Genomic DNA, 14,650 nt, shown 5'->3' with positions numbered 1-14,650 from the left:
CTAAATTTAATGAGTCTTTCGAAACGCGGGCGCTTTATACCACAAAGCACCGGCGCACTCAAGTTTTCGCGCACTCGCCTCACCTGACTATACAGCCGTGGCTACAGCGGTTACCATTGTTGTAATCATGCATCTTTATCATTCATTACTGCGTATTATCGCAGGAAAATCGATGCATCAGTTTATTTATTAAAACCAGTTATCGAGGGTACAGTGGCAGCTATCATCAAAACCGCTGAAGAAATTGAAAAAATGCGCGTCGCCGGAAAACTCGCCGCCGACGTTTTGACTATGATTACGCCGCATGTGAAAAAAGGTGTAACCACTGACGAGCTTAATACGCTTTGTCATGACTATATCGTTAATGAACAAAACGCGATTCCAGCACCGCTGAATTATGGTCATCCACCGTTTCCAAAGTCGATTTGTACGTCGGTTAATCACTGTATCTGTCATGGCATTCCGTCAGACAAGAAACTCAAAGACGGCGATATTGTCAATATCGACGTGACGGTAATTAAAGATGGGTACCACGGCGACACCTCGAAAATGTTTATCGTGGGTAAGCCAAGCATACTCGCTGAACGTCTGGTGCGAGTAACGCAAGAATGTTTATATGAAGCCATTAAAGCTGTTAAGCCAGGTATGCGTTTAGGCGACATCGGCCATATTTGTCAGACGCATGCCGAATCACACAACTATTCCATCGTTCGCGAATATTGTGGGCATGGCATTGGTGCGGGCTTCCATGAAGAACCGCAAATCGTGCACTATGGCAAGCCTGGCACAGGCGACGAATTGCTGCCTGGCATGTGTTTTACCATTGAGCCCATGGTGAATGCCGGTAAGCGCTACTCCAAAGTACTGCCAGACCAATGGACTGTGGTCACCAAAGACCGCAGCCTCAGTGCCCAATGGGAGCACACGTTACTGATGACAGAAGACGGTGTTGAAATCCTCACTCTGCGTGATGAAGAAACGCTGCCTCGCGTGATCAGCCATAGTTAAGTAGTTAACTAATAGATTAGGACGGACACCCTCTTTGTCCGTCCATCTTCCTGCCTTTTATAACTTTTTCGTCTACTTATTCGCTAATTAGCGCGTTTTCATCACTTTTGCATACTGCGCAAAGCCACTGATTCGTGTTATTGTTCGCCAGATTTTTTCCTTCCAGAAGTAGGTAAAGGCATATTTTGAGCTTACAGACACTGATCGATCAGGCAGAAAACATCACCTCAGCCGATGATATCGCGGGAATAAAGGCTAGCATTACTGCCTCCGGCGAATGGCTGGAAAGCGCATTTGATAACACGCCGGTAGACGAGCTTGTCACAGGGCGCGCAAAATTTATCGATGCGCTGTTGGCGCGTATCTGGCAACTCATGGGACTGGATGCCGTGAGTGGGTTAGCGCTGTGTGCAGTGGGTGGCTACGGTCGCGGTCACTTACAGCCATACTCAGACATTGACTTACTCATTGTCAGCCACAAATCGCTGAAGCAGCCAGCACAAGAAAAAATAAGCCAGTTCATTACCCTGCTGTGGGACATCAAACTGGATGTAGGACAGTCTGTTCGCACCGTCAAAGACACGCTTTCGCTGGCGAAAGAAGACATTACCATTGCAACCAATCTGGTTGAAAGTCGTTTACTGACGGGTGATGCCAGTGTATTCGAAACGTTGTGGGAAAAGCTTAATGGCCGTCGTGCCCTCTCCTCAAAAGAATTCTTTAAGGCGAAGTACGAAGAACAGTTAACCCGTCACGCCAAGTTCAATGGCACCTCTTACAACCTTGAGCCGAACATTAAAGAAAATCCGGGGTGTTTGCGTGATATCCAGTCTATTGGCTGGGTGGCGAAGAAACACTTCAAAGTCTCTGATGGCTTCGACCTGGTGGGTCACGGTTATTTTGCCCCAGAAGAGCATAGTGAACTCATTAGTTGCCGAATGCATTTGTGGCGCATGCGGTTTGCCCTGCATTTAATTGCTGGTCGCAGTGAAAACCGTTTATTGTTTGATTACCAGCCTGACGTTGCCGAGAAACTCGGTTATGGTCGCGATGGAAAAGCGTCAGTTGAGAAAATGATGCGCGACTTCTTCCGCGTGATTCGTCGGGTCAGTGAACTGAATAAAATGCTGCTGCAGCGCTTCCGCTACGATATGCTGAATCAAAGCGTACAAAACGACGTGCCAGTTAATGCCGACTTCCACCTGCTTGATGGCATGATTTCCCCCACCCGCAGCAACGTTTTCGATAGTCCGGAAGCGGTACTCGATTTCCTGAAGGTTATTGCTGATACCCCAGATGTTAAAGGGCTCGACACGGATACCATTCGTCAGTTACGTAACGCCCGCCGTAAGTTTGAAAATCAATATTACGTTGAACGGGAAGCCTGTCGTGGCAAATTGATGGATTTGTTCCGTCATCCCCATTTCTTTGATTTCGGCTGGGATATTATGCACGAGTACGGCATTCTTGAGTCGTACCTGCCAGAGTGGGACAAAATTGTCGGCATGATGCAGTTCGATTTGTTCCATGCTTACACTGTGGACGAACATACCCACCGTGTAGTGAAAAACGTGAATCGCTATTTCCAACCACAGAATATCGAGTTTCCTCGCTGTGGTCGCATCGTACGAAATTTAGATCATCCTGAGATCATCTATCTGGCGGCAGTGTTCCATGATATTGCTAAAGGTCGTGGTGGTGATCACTCTGAACTGGGTGCCGAAGACGTTGCTACGTTTGCCTTGCTTCATGGTATTGATGCTCGAGATGCGGACCTGGTGGCATGGTTGGTGGAAAACCACTTGCTCATGTCGGTGGTAGCCCAACGCCGGGACATTTATGATCCTGAAGTGATCAGCGAATTTGCTACTGCTGTGCGAAGTCATACGCACCTAAATCTGTTGTATGTGCTGACCCTCGCCGATATTCGCGCCACTAACGATAACTTGTGGAATGACTGGAAGTCGTCGCTCCTGCGGGAACTCTACCTGATGACCCAAAAAGCCTTAGACAATGGCTTGCAGTGTCAGGTTACCCTTGATGATCGGGTAAAAGAGCATAAGCATACTGCGCGGATTATCCTGGAATCTCAGGGTATCGCTGAACAAGACATTGAGAGTCTGTGGAGCCGGATGGATGATGATTATTTCGTTCGTTTCAAACCCGCGCAAATAGCCTGGCACTCCCAGGTGATCCTCACCGCAGAGAAATCAGAACTGCGGGATGATGCCAATGCCCTGGTGGTGAAGGCGAATGACAACAGCGCCAAAGGCGGCACCGAAATCCTGATTTATGGCCGTGACCGTAAAGCGCTATTTGCCCAGGTAGCATCGGTGCTCGACAGCCGCAACTGCTCCATACACGATGCACACATCACCATTACCCGTGACGGCTACGTATTCGACAGCATTCTGGTATTGGAAAACGACGGTTCCCGATTGAGTGGCGAAAACCGTACGCTCAGTCTGGAAAAGGCTATCCTCGACCAGTTGGAAAAGCCAGGCAGAGCACACGACAACAAGCGTAAGCTATCCCGTCAGTTACGCCAGTTGGACGTGCCGACCAAAATTCGCTTCTTCACCCTTAATGAAGAAAGCACATTGATTGAACTGGAAGCACTGGACGCGCCGGGTATTCTGGCTAAAATTGGCCATGCCTTCGTTGACAGGAATGTCGTACTTAAATTGGCAAAGATTGCCACCATCGGTGAACGCGCCGAGGATATATTTATTGTCAGCAACGATGCTGGCAAATCGTTAACCCCTGAGCAACAGACTGCCCTCAAAAAGCAGATCCTGTTTAAACTCGATCAACTTGAAGACATCAACATATCATGACTGAATTGAAAACTATCATTGAAGAAGCCTTTGAAAATCGCGACAGCCTGTCACCTTCTTCAGCGCCAGACGAAGTACGCCAGGCCGTAGCCGACGCCATTGCTTTACTGAATAGCGGCAAAGCGCGTGTGGCTGAGAAAATCGCCGGAGAGTGGGTAGTTCATCAGTGGCTGAAAAAGGCGGTACTGTTGTACTTCCGTCTTCACAACAATGACATCATCGATGGTGCTGAATCTAAGTTCTTCGATAAAGTCCCTCTGAAATACACAGATTACACTGCTGAGCAATTCGCAGCTGAAGGCGTGCGTATCGTTCCACCAGCGGCTGTTCGTACGGGTTCTTTCGTTGGTAAGAATGTGGTAGTTATGCCATCTTACGTAAACATTGGCGCATTCGTAGACGAAGGCACCATGGTTGATACCTGGGCGACGGTTGGCTCATGTGCGCAAATTGGTAAAAACGTTCACCTGTCTGGTGGCGTGGGCATCGGTGGTGTATTGGAGCCACTGCAGGCCAATCCAACCATCATCGAAGACAACTGCTTCATCGGCGCACGCTCTGAAATCGTGGAAGGTGTAATTGTTGAAGAAGGCGCGGTAATTTCAATGGGCGTTTACATTTCTCAAAGCACCCGTATTTATGACCGTGAAACCGGCGAAATCACTTACGGCCGTGTACCTGCAGGCTCCGTGGTTGTTTCTGGCTCATTGCCAAGCAAAGACGCCTCTCATAGCCTGTACGCTGCTATCATCGTGAAGAAAGTAGATGCAAAAACCCGTGCAAAAGTGGGTATTAACGCTCTGCTGCGCGGCGTAGAATAAGTTTTTCATAAATAAAAAGGCGCTACCCGCAAGGGTCAGCGCCTTTTTTGTATTAAACGAAAAAGGAGTTCGATACTTTATGCAGAAATAAGATCGTTTTTGATCGACTCTACGAACTCAACCACAGGCTTTTCCGGTTCAAAATGCTCGATAGCATCCACTTCCAACATATCCGCTACCGGCTTACCCTGCAGTTCAGTTAGCAATTCAAACCACTGCTTTCCACCCGCACAATATGAATCGACATAGCTGCTATCACCTAAGCCAATCACAGCGAAAGGTTTTCTGTTTAATTGCGGGAACTGATCTTTCAAATCGGAAAACAGAAATTCCAAGTTTGGCGGCACATCCCCCTGCCCGGTCGTCGACGTTATTACCAGTAACGCTTGTGCATCGGTCACATCAGATACCTGAGGATCGCTGTTCACATCGCATTCTATACCTTCAGCGCTAAGTTTTTCCGCTACCGTTTCTGCTGCGTGTTGTGAATTACCGTACACGCTGCCGACTAAAATAGTTAATGCTGTCATAGTTAACTTTTACTCTTCACTTTAATTGATGTGATCATCCAGCCGGTACTGTTCAATATTTTCGAGTAGTGCCGCAAACGCCTTATGCGGAGTTGTCTCAATTGACACCGATTCACCGGTAATCGGATGGATAAATTGCATTAATGTACAGGTGAGGGCTAATTGGTTAAAACCAAACCTGTCTCGGATAAATTTATTCTGCGTACCATCACCGTGGGTGGTATCGCCAAGGATCGGATTTCTTAGGTGTACCAGGTGACGACGTAATTGATGCTTACGGCCTGTAAAAGGTCGCAGGGAAACTAGCGAATATCGTGCACTTTCATATCGCCCCACGGCAAACGGCAGACTGTATTTTTTCATTACGCTGTATTCTGTCACCGCATGTTGAGGGGCTACTTCCTGCACGCGATGGGCATCAGCAAACTTGTCTCGCTTAAAGGTCAGCGCGTAATCAATTAATCCACTCCCCTGCACCCAGCCGCGAGTAAGTGCCTGATAACCTTTAACAAACCTTTTTCCCATCATCGCTTGTCCAAGCTGACTCGCAGTTTGTCCATCAAAGGCGAATAGGAGTACGCCAGAGGTGGGACGATCTAATCGATGTACAGGAAATACATGTTTGCCCACTGCATCACGCAGCTTTTGCACCGCAAATTCGGTTTCTCTTTTATCGATAGGGCTACGATGCACCAACAACCCTGGCGGTTTATCCATAGCAACAATGTAGTCATCCTGATACAAAACCGACACATCATCGTTGCGGATTAATTCATTTTCCACTGACTACCTCATCCAGTTGCTGCAAAACCAGGTGTATCGGCATTTCGCCGGGTAAACTCATTTGTGCCATGGGCAGAATCGCCATACTCTCAGGTAACGGCTTTTGCTGCTCAATGATCAATTGAAACTGTGGAATAAAGATAAACTGAAGCCATTGTTCAAAATCGAGTGTATCCCGGGCGAAGGGTTGGGTGCTTTTTAGCTTGTCAGGATGAGGCGATACCTGCGACCAGAGTTCGGCAGCTTTAAGCCCCAACTCCAGTTCATTTAGCAGTACCGCAACCTGCTCGTACTTTATCGACATTAACCATTGCTCTGTATGCTGTCTGCAAGCGTGTATTTTTAGCGCCTGCTGTGCAAAAGGCGACAGTATACACGACCATAATTGCGGTAGTAAAAGGCCGTGTGCATCGCTATCATAGCGGCTTTATTTATTCTGGCGGAGAGAAGTACCATGGCAAACCCATCAGCACAGTCAATTCAGACACTCAGTGAGTTTTTGCTGCATGCTGGCACAAACTTTCAATTGTTTGATTTGGGTCGAGGTGTGCATGCTATGGATACCCAAATGTTTCTCGACCTGGAAAACGGCATGCTCCCCTGCCCCCGCCCACGACAGCAACATGCTTGGTTCGCGATTGTTTTCTGGTCTGGTAAGCCGGTAAAACAGCATTATGTTTGGTTTGTAAAGTTTCCAGTGGATGAGCGAGGCTTGCTTGTAGTCACGGCTCGTAACCATTTTTTGCAAATCATTGTCGACGCTCTGGGTAACAGCCTGAGCGAAGATGGCCAGGACGAACTGCCTGACAACCCATACTCTTTTGTACCACCCCAGTCTCAAATGGCAATCTTCAATGCGCTAACTCGTCGTTTGCTTCATCTGCCAGACAGCGTCGGTACCGATAAGGTTGAGCAATACGTAAAAGCACCGGTTATCAGTGACTGGCGCGAATTATCTGTGCAGGCTGTGGCAGATTTTGCAGTAAAGCTTGAAGCGCCAGCGCTCGCTAAAACTGTTGCAGACAACTTGAAGTTATATCAACAGGATTTTCTCAAAACCCTGTTTGAATCCGCTGAACCGGTAGCGTTATATAATGCGCTGAAAAATGCCATTGCAAACTTATGTCAGGAACGCATAGACAGCGAACCCGCAGTCGGTTTAGCGGCACTACGCGCTTTATCAAGCGAAACGCCAGAACCTCAGACAAAAGCACTACTTGCAAACCTATTAGCAAAGGACTCGGCTGATATGCATTTGCTCAGCGTTATTGCAGGCAGACTCTACAGCCAACTGGACGAATCCTTGCTGGTCGCGTTTTTTGAACGTGCCGCATTTATTGATGATAAAGAGGCGATGCAAGGTCAACTGTTTGCCGGGTTCTTCTCTGACTTGGTACAACTGCCCGTTCTCAGATTACAGGTGCTGAGTATGTTGCGTTCACCGGATCGCAGCGAGATTTTGGCCGTCGCGTTTGGTCGCCTGTTTAATCAGACTCAGAAGCAATAGTTATGACACTTGCCGAACTTTGTTTATTTTTACTTATAGGTTTCGCCGGATTTCAGTTCTGGCGTATTCGAAGCATTTCTGAAGCGGCATTTGAACATGCCAATAGATATTGCGATAGCCATCAACTCCAACTGCTAACCCTTGCTCGCACTTCGACGCGTATCACCTTCAAATATGCGAAGCCGGATTGGCATTCTCGTTTTCTGTTCGAGTTTTCAGGCAACGGGGAAGACAGATATACCGGAGAAATAGAATTAGTTGGTAAGCGAATACTCCGCACGCAACTGCCGCCTTATCGGGTTTAATACAAAAAAAGCGATAGCCTCGGGGCTATCGCTTTTTCTGAATTTTGAGCGTCCATCTCTGCTATCCGTAGCAATTTTCACCGTCCAGATAAAAATCCGTTTCCGCCCCTTTCCATTTTTTCCTGCAAATCCTGTGCAGGCCACCCAATCCTTGAGCGGGTCCCTTTTCCTTTGATCCTTTAACCACTACACATCCACTATGTAGCACTACCCGTCCTTGAGTTTTTCCCTCGCAACGCTCCGGCTGCTATTCCTTTCCATCTTTCCTTTTTTACCACTCATCCTTGCAGTGGTATTCTCCATTCCGTGGAGTTGTCCTTTATGTGCAAGCCTTGCACAGTCCTTTTCCTTAGAACCACGATCCTGTGGTATTCTTCATTCCTTGAAGTTGTCCCTGCGGCCACCCTGGCCGTAATCCCTTTTCCTTTGTCCCTGAAACCAACACATCCTATGTTGGTATTCCGTTCCATCGGTTGTCAAAAGTTCATCCGTGAGAATCTTCCTGACTCGTCGTGTTTCCCTGTGACGTGATTAATACTACTGATCCTAAAGATCTGTGCTACATGCTTTTTTCAAAAAAATACGTCGTCACCGAACTGTAATAATCAGTATTAGCAAAAAGTCTAACAAAAACATAGACTTTATACTTTGGTCTAATAAAAACGTCATAAAAATACTTTCAAAATCTTACACGTTTGTAAGACATGTCTTACAAACTTTTGGGTGATGTTTACACGACGAATAGCGAGAGAAAAAGGATGAGTGTTCACATTTTCGGGCAACTTTACGCAGAACTGCTTGTCGTAGCGTATTAAATATGTGAACAGTGTATGTATTTAGACTTAAATTCCTAATCGATGATAGAATCCACCGGATTCATTTATAGCGGTCGGTACCTTTCATGAGCTTTTCTTCCCTTGGACTCAATCCCACCTTATTAGCAACGTTACATTCCCTCGGTTATGCCAATCCGACGCCTATTCAAGCTGCATCGATCCCAGAGATCCTCGCGAATCAGGATGTGATGGCAGGCGCCCAAACCGGCACAGGGAAGACCGCCGCTTTCGCCCTACCATTGATTCAACGTGTTATAGAAACAGCCGACATCACAGCATCTTCTGAAAAACCCATTCGCGTACTGGTGCTCACGCCAACGAGGGAACTCGCCCAACAGGTTTATCAGAGCTTTGTGAAGTACAGTGAAGGGTTATCAGTAAACACGGTGGTTGCTTACGGCGGTGCCAGCATCAACCCACAACTTCAGGCGCTAGAGCAAGGGTGTGATGTTCTGGTGGCAACGCCCGGGCGATTTCTGGAACTAGCCATCAAAGAACTTATCGATCCGACAACTATCGATACGCTGGTGCTTGATGAAGCTGATCGCATGCTGGATATGGGGTTTATTACTGATATTAATCGGATCCTCAAACGCCTACCGGCTCACCATCAGACGCTTTTCTTTTCCGCTACATTTAACGATGACGTTTTTACATTAAGCAAAACACTGCTGAACAATCCTAAACTTATTGAAGTGACAGCGCGCAATACAACGGTGGAAAAGGTCGAACAGCGCATTTACGAAGTGGATGCTAAGCGCAAAGCGGCATTAACGGCTTATCTGATTGGCTCGGGAAATTGGCAACAAGTACTGATTTTCACTCGTACAAAACAAGGTGCCGATGAACTGGCTAAAGAACTGGTAAAAGATGGCATCAGTGCGGTGGCTGTGCACGGAGACAAATCCCAGGGAGCCCGTGAAAGAGGCCTTGAAGAATTTAAGCTGGGTGATGTGCGCACTCTGGTGGCCACTGATGTGGCAGCGCGCGGGCTCGACATTCAGCAATTGGGGCACGTGATCAATTTCGAATTGCCCTACAACGCTGAAGACTATGTACATCGTATTGGTAGAACCGGGCGCGCAGGTAAGGAAGGGGTGGCGATTTCGTTGGTATCAACGAAAGAAAAGTACTTGCTCAAAGAGGTAGAAAAGCTCACGAAGCAACATTTTTCATCTCAGTGGGTACCGGGCTTCGAACCAGATATGAACGCCACTGAGGAAAGTCACTCATCTCGTAAACCTTCAAAGAAAGCACTACGGGCGCAAGCGCTAGGAAAAAGTGACAGCGGCAAAGCACGAAACAATAAACGTCGCCGCCGTTAATGATTCACGCCAGCGGTTTCGGCTTAAACAATATCTCTCCGGTTACCTCTGAAACGGTAATGGTTGAGATTTGCTGATAGAAACCGCTACGAAAAAAAGCCAAGTATTTCGGCACACTCACAAAAACGCCGACGCCTTCGCTTTCTCTGTCTTCGTTTACGATACTGTCGATGGCACTCATTAAAATATGCCCTAACCCAAGGTGTTGGTGGTCGGGATGGACGGCAATAAAAGAAACCATATGGTAGTGCTGGGCAGGCATGGCACTGCGAATTTTTTCCTCTTTTTCTACCATGGCTTTAGTACTGAAATATCCGGCAGTCAGCAGCATCTTCAGACGCCAATGCCAGAATCGCCCACTGGAAAAATCACGGTTAGGCTTTGTCAAACAGGCTACCGCTAACAGGCGACTGCCATCGAACAGCCCAATCATGGGTTGCTCCGCATCCCAAAACGCTTCCAACTCCTCTCTGATAGCCGCTCTTAATCGTCCCTCAAAGCCTTCTTTCTCAGCCTGGAAAATATCCATGAATAAGGGATCGTCGAAATATGCGTTATATAGAATGGAAGCCGCCACTTTAAGGTTGTCGGCAGTAAGAAAAATGGCGCGGACATTTTCTGCCCGCACGTCTTGATCAAGTACAGTGTTCATAAAGCGATCCCCTGACAATGAGATCAGGCGGTATGGACTGCTGACGCCTGAAAAACTAATAGCTATTAGTTTAGTCACTGTACAGAAAATAGCCCTAAATGTTAAACTAAAGTTAACGAGAATTAATTGGGTAGGGTGAAATTTTATATCTGCTGATAAGCCGCGTCACCCCATCCAGATAACACACCATCTCTGAATACCAACGGTGTGCACTCGTCTTTGGTAGTTACGCCATCATCCATTGTTCGTTGCGTGCGGTAAAAGAGCACGCGATAAGCATGATCATTTTGTTCATGCATTTCACTGAAATCTGCAACGCCCATCTTGCGCACCACAGATTCGTAGGTCATGCCTTTTTCCAACTGCGCCACGTGTTTCCGGTTATTGTATTCACGGTCTTCCCAATCTGAAGAGTAATGACCGTCATCCCCCCCTACAGAAATAACACAACCAGAAAGGGCAAACGGGGAAATCAATGCTATAGCCAGAACGAAACTTTTCATCATAATCCTTTTATTTTTGATGGTTTAACGACTTCATAATCAACTATTGGGCCAACCAGTAACACCATGATAATTAAGTACTTGTTAAATTAAGCTTTAAAAAATCGTATCAACATTTAGCGCATTCCACTATTATTTCGTCGTTTGAGCTACGTGGACATGAGTGATGTCTACGGCTCGCATTTTCAAACATCGCTTTGCTATGGAATTCAAATTATGTCGACGGCCGATCAGTCTCAGCAGCTCGTCCTGCTTTGCCATCAGATGCAGAAATCAGGTTTACAACCCAGTGTGGGCTTACTACGCAGTAAAGCGCCGTTTAAAGTATCGGTCACCGATGCCATCAACGCCATCAGGCTTTTTAACGCCAGTAGTCAACAAACCGAGCACCCCGCAGAGCCTAATGCCGACGATCGTGTCATCAAACTGGAAAAACGTGTTGCCGAGCTGGAAGCCGCGATGGTCATCCTTGAACAGCGGCTGGCAAATCTCGACGTGTGATTAAGCTTGCCGGGGAGAAAGCTGCTCGATGAACGCTGCCAGAGAAGGCGCAAGCACTTCCTGCGGCTCTTTCCCGACTCGCTCCAGAACCACTTCTCCGGTGTCGTTATCCACAGAAAGCAGGTAATCATCGTCATCCGTCAGGGCAAAAAACAAGGTGATTTTCTGCCCTAAACGCTGTTTCATCATTATGTGGCCAATTAAGTTCTCTTGCAGTCGCTTAAAGTCCTCTTCACTGCACACCTGCAGTAGTTCGCAGTCTCCTCGCGCAGTTGTCGCTGGCAAGTGAAAACTGTAATAGCGGGTGAAAAACAAACAGAACTCTTCATTCAGAGTAATTTCAAGCGCTGACTCCACCCCTTTGAAGGTGTTTTCATCTTGCTGCCTTACGGGTTGCCAGGACACGAACTGCCCGTCTTTAGCCGTTTGCTGGTAGCACGGTGATGGCCAATCTTGCTCGTACGCAATGGAAAAATAGCTGTCTACGTTGCTCTGATGATCGCAGCTTTCAAAAAAAGAATCTAAAGATTGTGCTAATTCAGCGGGCATTTACTTGGCCTTTTCGTTAAACTTTGTGTCTGAGTAGCACCAGGAAATATCCCGGTCGACAGGTTTTATGGTCTCATTACGTCTGAGATTTTAAGGTTGATGTACACATTATGACAAATCCAATTAGTTTTCAGGTGCCTTCTGATCTGACACTTGGTAAAACGGTTGAATATGAAAGCCAGTATAACCCGGCGTTACTTCAAGGGGTTCCTCGATCGCTGAGTCGCGACACTATCAGCTTGAATGCTGATGGCCTGCCTTTTCATGGCTGTGATATCTGGACGGGGTACGAGTTGTCATGGCTTAATGCGAAAGGTAAGCCACAGGTGGCGATTATGGAATGTCGCGTTCCAATTACCTCCTGCAATCTCATCGAATCAAAATCATTCAAGCTTTATCTGAACAGTTTCAATCAAACTGCCTTCGATAGTACAGAACAAGTGAAAGAACGTCTGGAAGTTGATTTGAGCAATTGTGCAGGTGAGGCAGTGTCGGTGACGCTTTATCTACCTAATGCATTCTCTAGTTTATCGATGGCGGAGTTTGACGGTGACGTTATTGACGATTTAGATGTGACCATCGGCAGCTATTCACCGAATGCCACTTTACTGCAAACGTCAGCGAACAATGTCTCGGAGAAGCTGGTAAGCCATCTGCTAAAATCCAACTGTCTGATAACCAGTCAACCTGACTGGGCAAGCATTCAAATTGCTTATCAAGGCGAGCAAATCGACCGGGAAAGCTTGCTGAAATACTTGATTGGTTTTCGTCAGCATAACGAATTTCACGAACAGTGTGTCGAACGTATTTTCAATGACATCATGACCCACTGTAAACCCGAAAAATTAACCGTTTATGCGCGTTACACCCGCCGGGGCGGATTAGACATCAACCCATATCGTTCTAACTTCGAGCAGCCGGGCAAGAATGTACGCTCGGCGCGTCAGTAGTTGTAATGCGAAGAATTTAAGGTTCAACATGGATTCTAAACAGTTAACAGCCCTCAAGACGCATAACGAAACGTTAGCCCAGTTCATTGTCAGGCTAAGTAGTTTCTATGAGGGATTGTCTGCAGAGACAGATAACGAGCTCAAAGTCTTGCGAGGGCATTTATCCACCAAACCTGATTACACCTTAGCCACAGCGAGTATTAACAAGCTGAATAAACATATTCAGCATGCACAAAGCTCAGTTAAGCAACACACTCAAATCACCATCCGAGAATTAGAAAAATCGATTAAGCAATTTCAGCAAAACTTTGCACAGGACCAAGGGTTAATGCAGCAATGTGCGCTGGTACTTAGTGCTGCTCAGATGCCTGTAAATAACTTGTTTGAGCTTCAATCGTTGTGTTTGCGTGCCATCAGATTATTTTCGAATGTTTCGCAATCTGTAGCAGCTGATAACAGTAAAACTACTCAACAAAGCACCGAAAAGCGTCAAAGTGGGACCTTATTTGAAGAAATTCAAAACGAGCTTAGCCAGTTAATTAACAGCTACGCGAAGAAACAACCTGACGAGCCGCGAGTACAAGATCTTAAAAAGCGCCTTGATAGCCCGCTTAGTGAAGACGATTTATTGCAAACCTGTTTGACGGTTATTCGACTGGTAGTCACTGAAACAATGCATGAAGCCACCCTTTCCGGACGCATGATTTACCGGATTTACACTGCGTTAGGTGGTATTCAGGAGAAAGTCGAGTCAAGTATTGAGACGTCCTCACAGTCTTTTGAAAAACGTCAAAAGAGTTCAGCGGATATCACTTCGCAGCTAAATCAAATGGATCAGACTGTTCAGGAATCAGACTCTCTAGAATTGTTGAAACAACAGGCTAAGACACACATCGCATCAATTTCTTCAGCAGTAGCAGATCGAAAAGCGGCTGACAATGAAGAGCAGCAAGCATTGATGAGTCTGTTTAATTCCATGCAAACGCAAATGGAAAATTTGCAGCGCCAAGCACAGCTCTACCGACGTAAATTAGCAGAACAGACGGCCTTTAGTCATACCGATCCCCTCACACGCTTACCGAATCGCCTGGCTTATAATGAACGTTTCAATCGCGAATATGAAGAAGCCAAATTAGATAATCGCGCACTTTCGCTGGCAGTTATCGATATCGACTTTTTCAAGTCAATCAACGACCGTTTTGGCCATCAGGCTGGTGACAAAACATTGCAGGTAGTGGGTCATCATCTGAAAAAACACCTGCACGGTGATGAATTTATCTCGCGTTGGGGTGGCGAGGAGTTTGTTATGCTCCTACCCTTTATAGAAGTATCGGCACTAGAGAAAAAGCTCGACGACATGAGACAATCTCTCGCTCGCTTACCGTTTAAATTTAAACAAGAAAAAGTCAGTATCACCGCCTCCTTTGGGGGAACATGCCTGCGAATGGACGACTTACCGGAGTCAATGTTTGCCCGTGCTGACGAGTTACTTTATCAAGCCAAAAAAGGTGGCAGAAATCGCGTTGTAGTCGAATAGGACTGT

General features: G+C 46.7%; 15 protein-coding genes. 9 read left to right on the top strand and 6 right to left on the bottom strand.

The window, feature by feature from the left end; genetic code table 11:
* Window positions 1-144: 144 nt before the first annotated feature.
* The 3 genes from map (at window position 145) to dapD (ending at window position 4,666) form a co-directional block, all read left to right on the top strand.
* Complete coding sequence (gene map, locus ACXAFQ_RS00980) at window positions 145-1,008, top strand: type I methionyl aminopeptidase (RefSeq protein ID WP_474818388.1); 864 nt, start codon at window positions 145-147, stop codon at window positions 1,006-1,008.
* A 185-nt stretch (window positions 1,009-1,193) separates the two neighbouring features.
* The gene (gene glnD, locus ACXAFQ_RS00975; protein ID WP_474817749.1) at window positions 1,194-3,845 is read left to right on the top strand and encodes a [protein-PII] uridylyltransferase; all 2,652 of its coding nucleotides are present in this window, start codon (window positions 1,194-1,196) and stop codon (window positions 3,843-3,845) included.
* Window positions 3,842-4,666, top strand: a complete 825-nt coding sequence (gene dapD, locus ACXAFQ_RS00970) for a 2,3,4,5-tetrahydropyridine-2,6-dicarboxylate N-succinyltransferase (protein WP_474817748.1) — start codon at window positions 3,842-3,844, stop codon at window positions 4,664-4,666. The genes glnD and dapD overlap by 4 nt, the downstream gene beginning before the upstream one ends.
* A 77-nt stretch (window positions 4,667-4,743) precedes the next feature.
* Here the strand turns inward: dapD and ACXAFQ_RS00965 are convergent, their stop codons facing one another.
* The 3 genes from ACXAFQ_RS00965 to ACXAFQ_RS00955 are packed head-to-tail and all read right to left on the bottom strand — an operon-like array spanning window position 4,744 to window position 6,283.
* On the bottom strand, window positions 4,744-5,196 hold the full coding sequence (locus ACXAFQ_RS00965; RefSeq protein WP_070127129.1) for a flavodoxin domain-containing protein: 453 nt from the start codon (window positions 5,194-5,196) through the stop codon (window positions 4,744-4,746).
* A gap of 21 nt (window positions 5,197-5,217) precedes the next feature.
* Window positions 5,218-5,979: a pseudouridine synthase gene (locus tag ACXAFQ_RS00960; RefSeq protein ID WP_474817747.1), complete on the bottom strand. Its 762-nt coding sequence runs from the start codon at window positions 5,977-5,979 to the stop codon at window positions 5,218-5,220.
* Window positions 5,969-6,283: a YqcC family protein gene (locus ACXAFQ_RS00955; RefSeq protein WP_474817746.1), complete on the bottom strand. Its 315-nt coding sequence runs from the start codon at window positions 6,281-6,283 to the stop codon at window positions 5,969-5,971. Before ACXAFQ_RS00955 ends, ACXAFQ_RS00960 begins: the two co-directional genes overlap by 11 nt.
* Before the next feature lie 150 nt (window positions 6,284-6,433).
* Between ACXAFQ_RS00955 and ACXAFQ_RS00950 the strand changes: the two genes are divergently transcribed.
* The 3 genes from ACXAFQ_RS00950 to ACXAFQ_RS00940 all read left to right on the top strand — a co-directional run bounded on the left by ACXAFQ_RS00950 (window position 6,434) and on the right by ACXAFQ_RS00940 (window position 9,952).
* Window positions 6,434-7,486 carry a DUF3549 family protein gene (locus tag ACXAFQ_RS00950; protein WP_474817745.1) on the top strand — a complete coding sequence of 351 codons (1,053 nt, stop codon included), beginning with the start codon at window positions 6,434-6,436 and terminating at the stop codon, window positions 7,484-7,486.
* Between the two features lie 2 nt (window positions 7,487-7,488).
* A complete protein-coding gene (locus ACXAFQ_RS00945) occupies window positions 7,489-7,791 on the top strand; it encodes a DUF3301 domain-containing protein (protein WP_474817744.1) in 303 nt (100 codons plus the stop codon).
* Between the two features lie 901 nt (window positions 7,792-8,692).
* The gene (locus ACXAFQ_RS00940) at window positions 8,693-9,952 is read left to right on the top strand and encodes a DEAD/DEAH box helicase (protein WP_474817743.1); all 1,260 of its coding nucleotides are present in this window, start codon (window positions 8,693-8,695) and stop codon (window positions 9,950-9,952) included.
* A gap of 4 nt (window positions 9,953-9,956) precedes the next feature.
* Here the strand turns inward: ACXAFQ_RS00940 and ACXAFQ_RS00935 are convergent, their stop codons facing one another.
* Both ACXAFQ_RS00935 and ACXAFQ_RS00930 read right to left on the bottom strand, forming a co-directional pair.
* Window positions 9,957-10,604: a GNAT family N-acetyltransferase gene (locus ACXAFQ_RS00935; RefSeq protein WP_474817742.1), complete on the bottom strand. Its 648-nt coding sequence runs from the start codon at window positions 10,602-10,604 to the stop codon at window positions 9,957-9,959.
* A 143-nt stretch (window positions 10,605-10,747) separates the two neighbouring features.
* A complete protein-coding gene (locus ACXAFQ_RS00930) occupies window positions 10,748-11,107 on the bottom strand; it encodes a DUF3192 domain-containing protein (protein WP_474817741.1) in 360 nt (119 codons plus the stop codon).
* Window positions 11,108-11,323: 216 nt separating this feature from the next.
* Between ACXAFQ_RS00930 and ACXAFQ_RS00925 the strand changes: the two genes are divergently transcribed.
* Window positions 11,324-11,608, top strand: a complete 285-nt coding sequence (locus ACXAFQ_RS00925; RefSeq protein ID WP_474817740.1) for a hypothetical protein — start codon at window positions 11,324-11,326, stop codon at window positions 11,606-11,608.
* Here the strand turns inward: ACXAFQ_RS00925 and syd are convergent, their stop codons facing one another.
* Window positions 11,609-12,157: a SecY-interacting protein gene (gene syd / locus ACXAFQ_RS00920; RefSeq protein ID WP_474817739.1), complete on the bottom strand. Its 549-nt coding sequence runs from the start codon at window positions 12,155-12,157 to the stop codon at window positions 11,609-11,611.
* 110 nt (window positions 12,158-12,267) lie between these two features.
* Between syd and queF the strand changes: the two genes are divergently transcribed.
* Both queF and ACXAFQ_RS00910 read left to right on the top strand, forming a co-directional pair.
* Window positions 12,268-13,107, top strand: coding sequence for an NADPH-dependent 7-cyano-7-deazaguanine reductase QueF (gene queF, locus ACXAFQ_RS00915; protein ID WP_474817738.1), 840 nt, complete (start codon window positions 12,268-12,270; stop codon window positions 13,105-13,107).
* Window positions 13,108-13,135: 28 nt separating this feature from the next.
* Window positions 13,136-14,644: a GGDEF domain-containing protein gene (locus ACXAFQ_RS00910; protein WP_474817737.1), complete on the top strand. Its 1,509-nt coding sequence runs from the start codon at window positions 13,136-13,138 to the stop codon at window positions 14,642-14,644.
* Window positions 14,645-14,650: the final 6 nt, after the last annotated feature.

The sequence above is a fragment of the Alteromonas sp. ABH2_165 genome, from assembly GCF_056159945.1.
The sequence above is the reverse complement of the archived record's forward strand: the minus strand, read 5'-3'. Positions and strand labels throughout refer to the sequence as shown.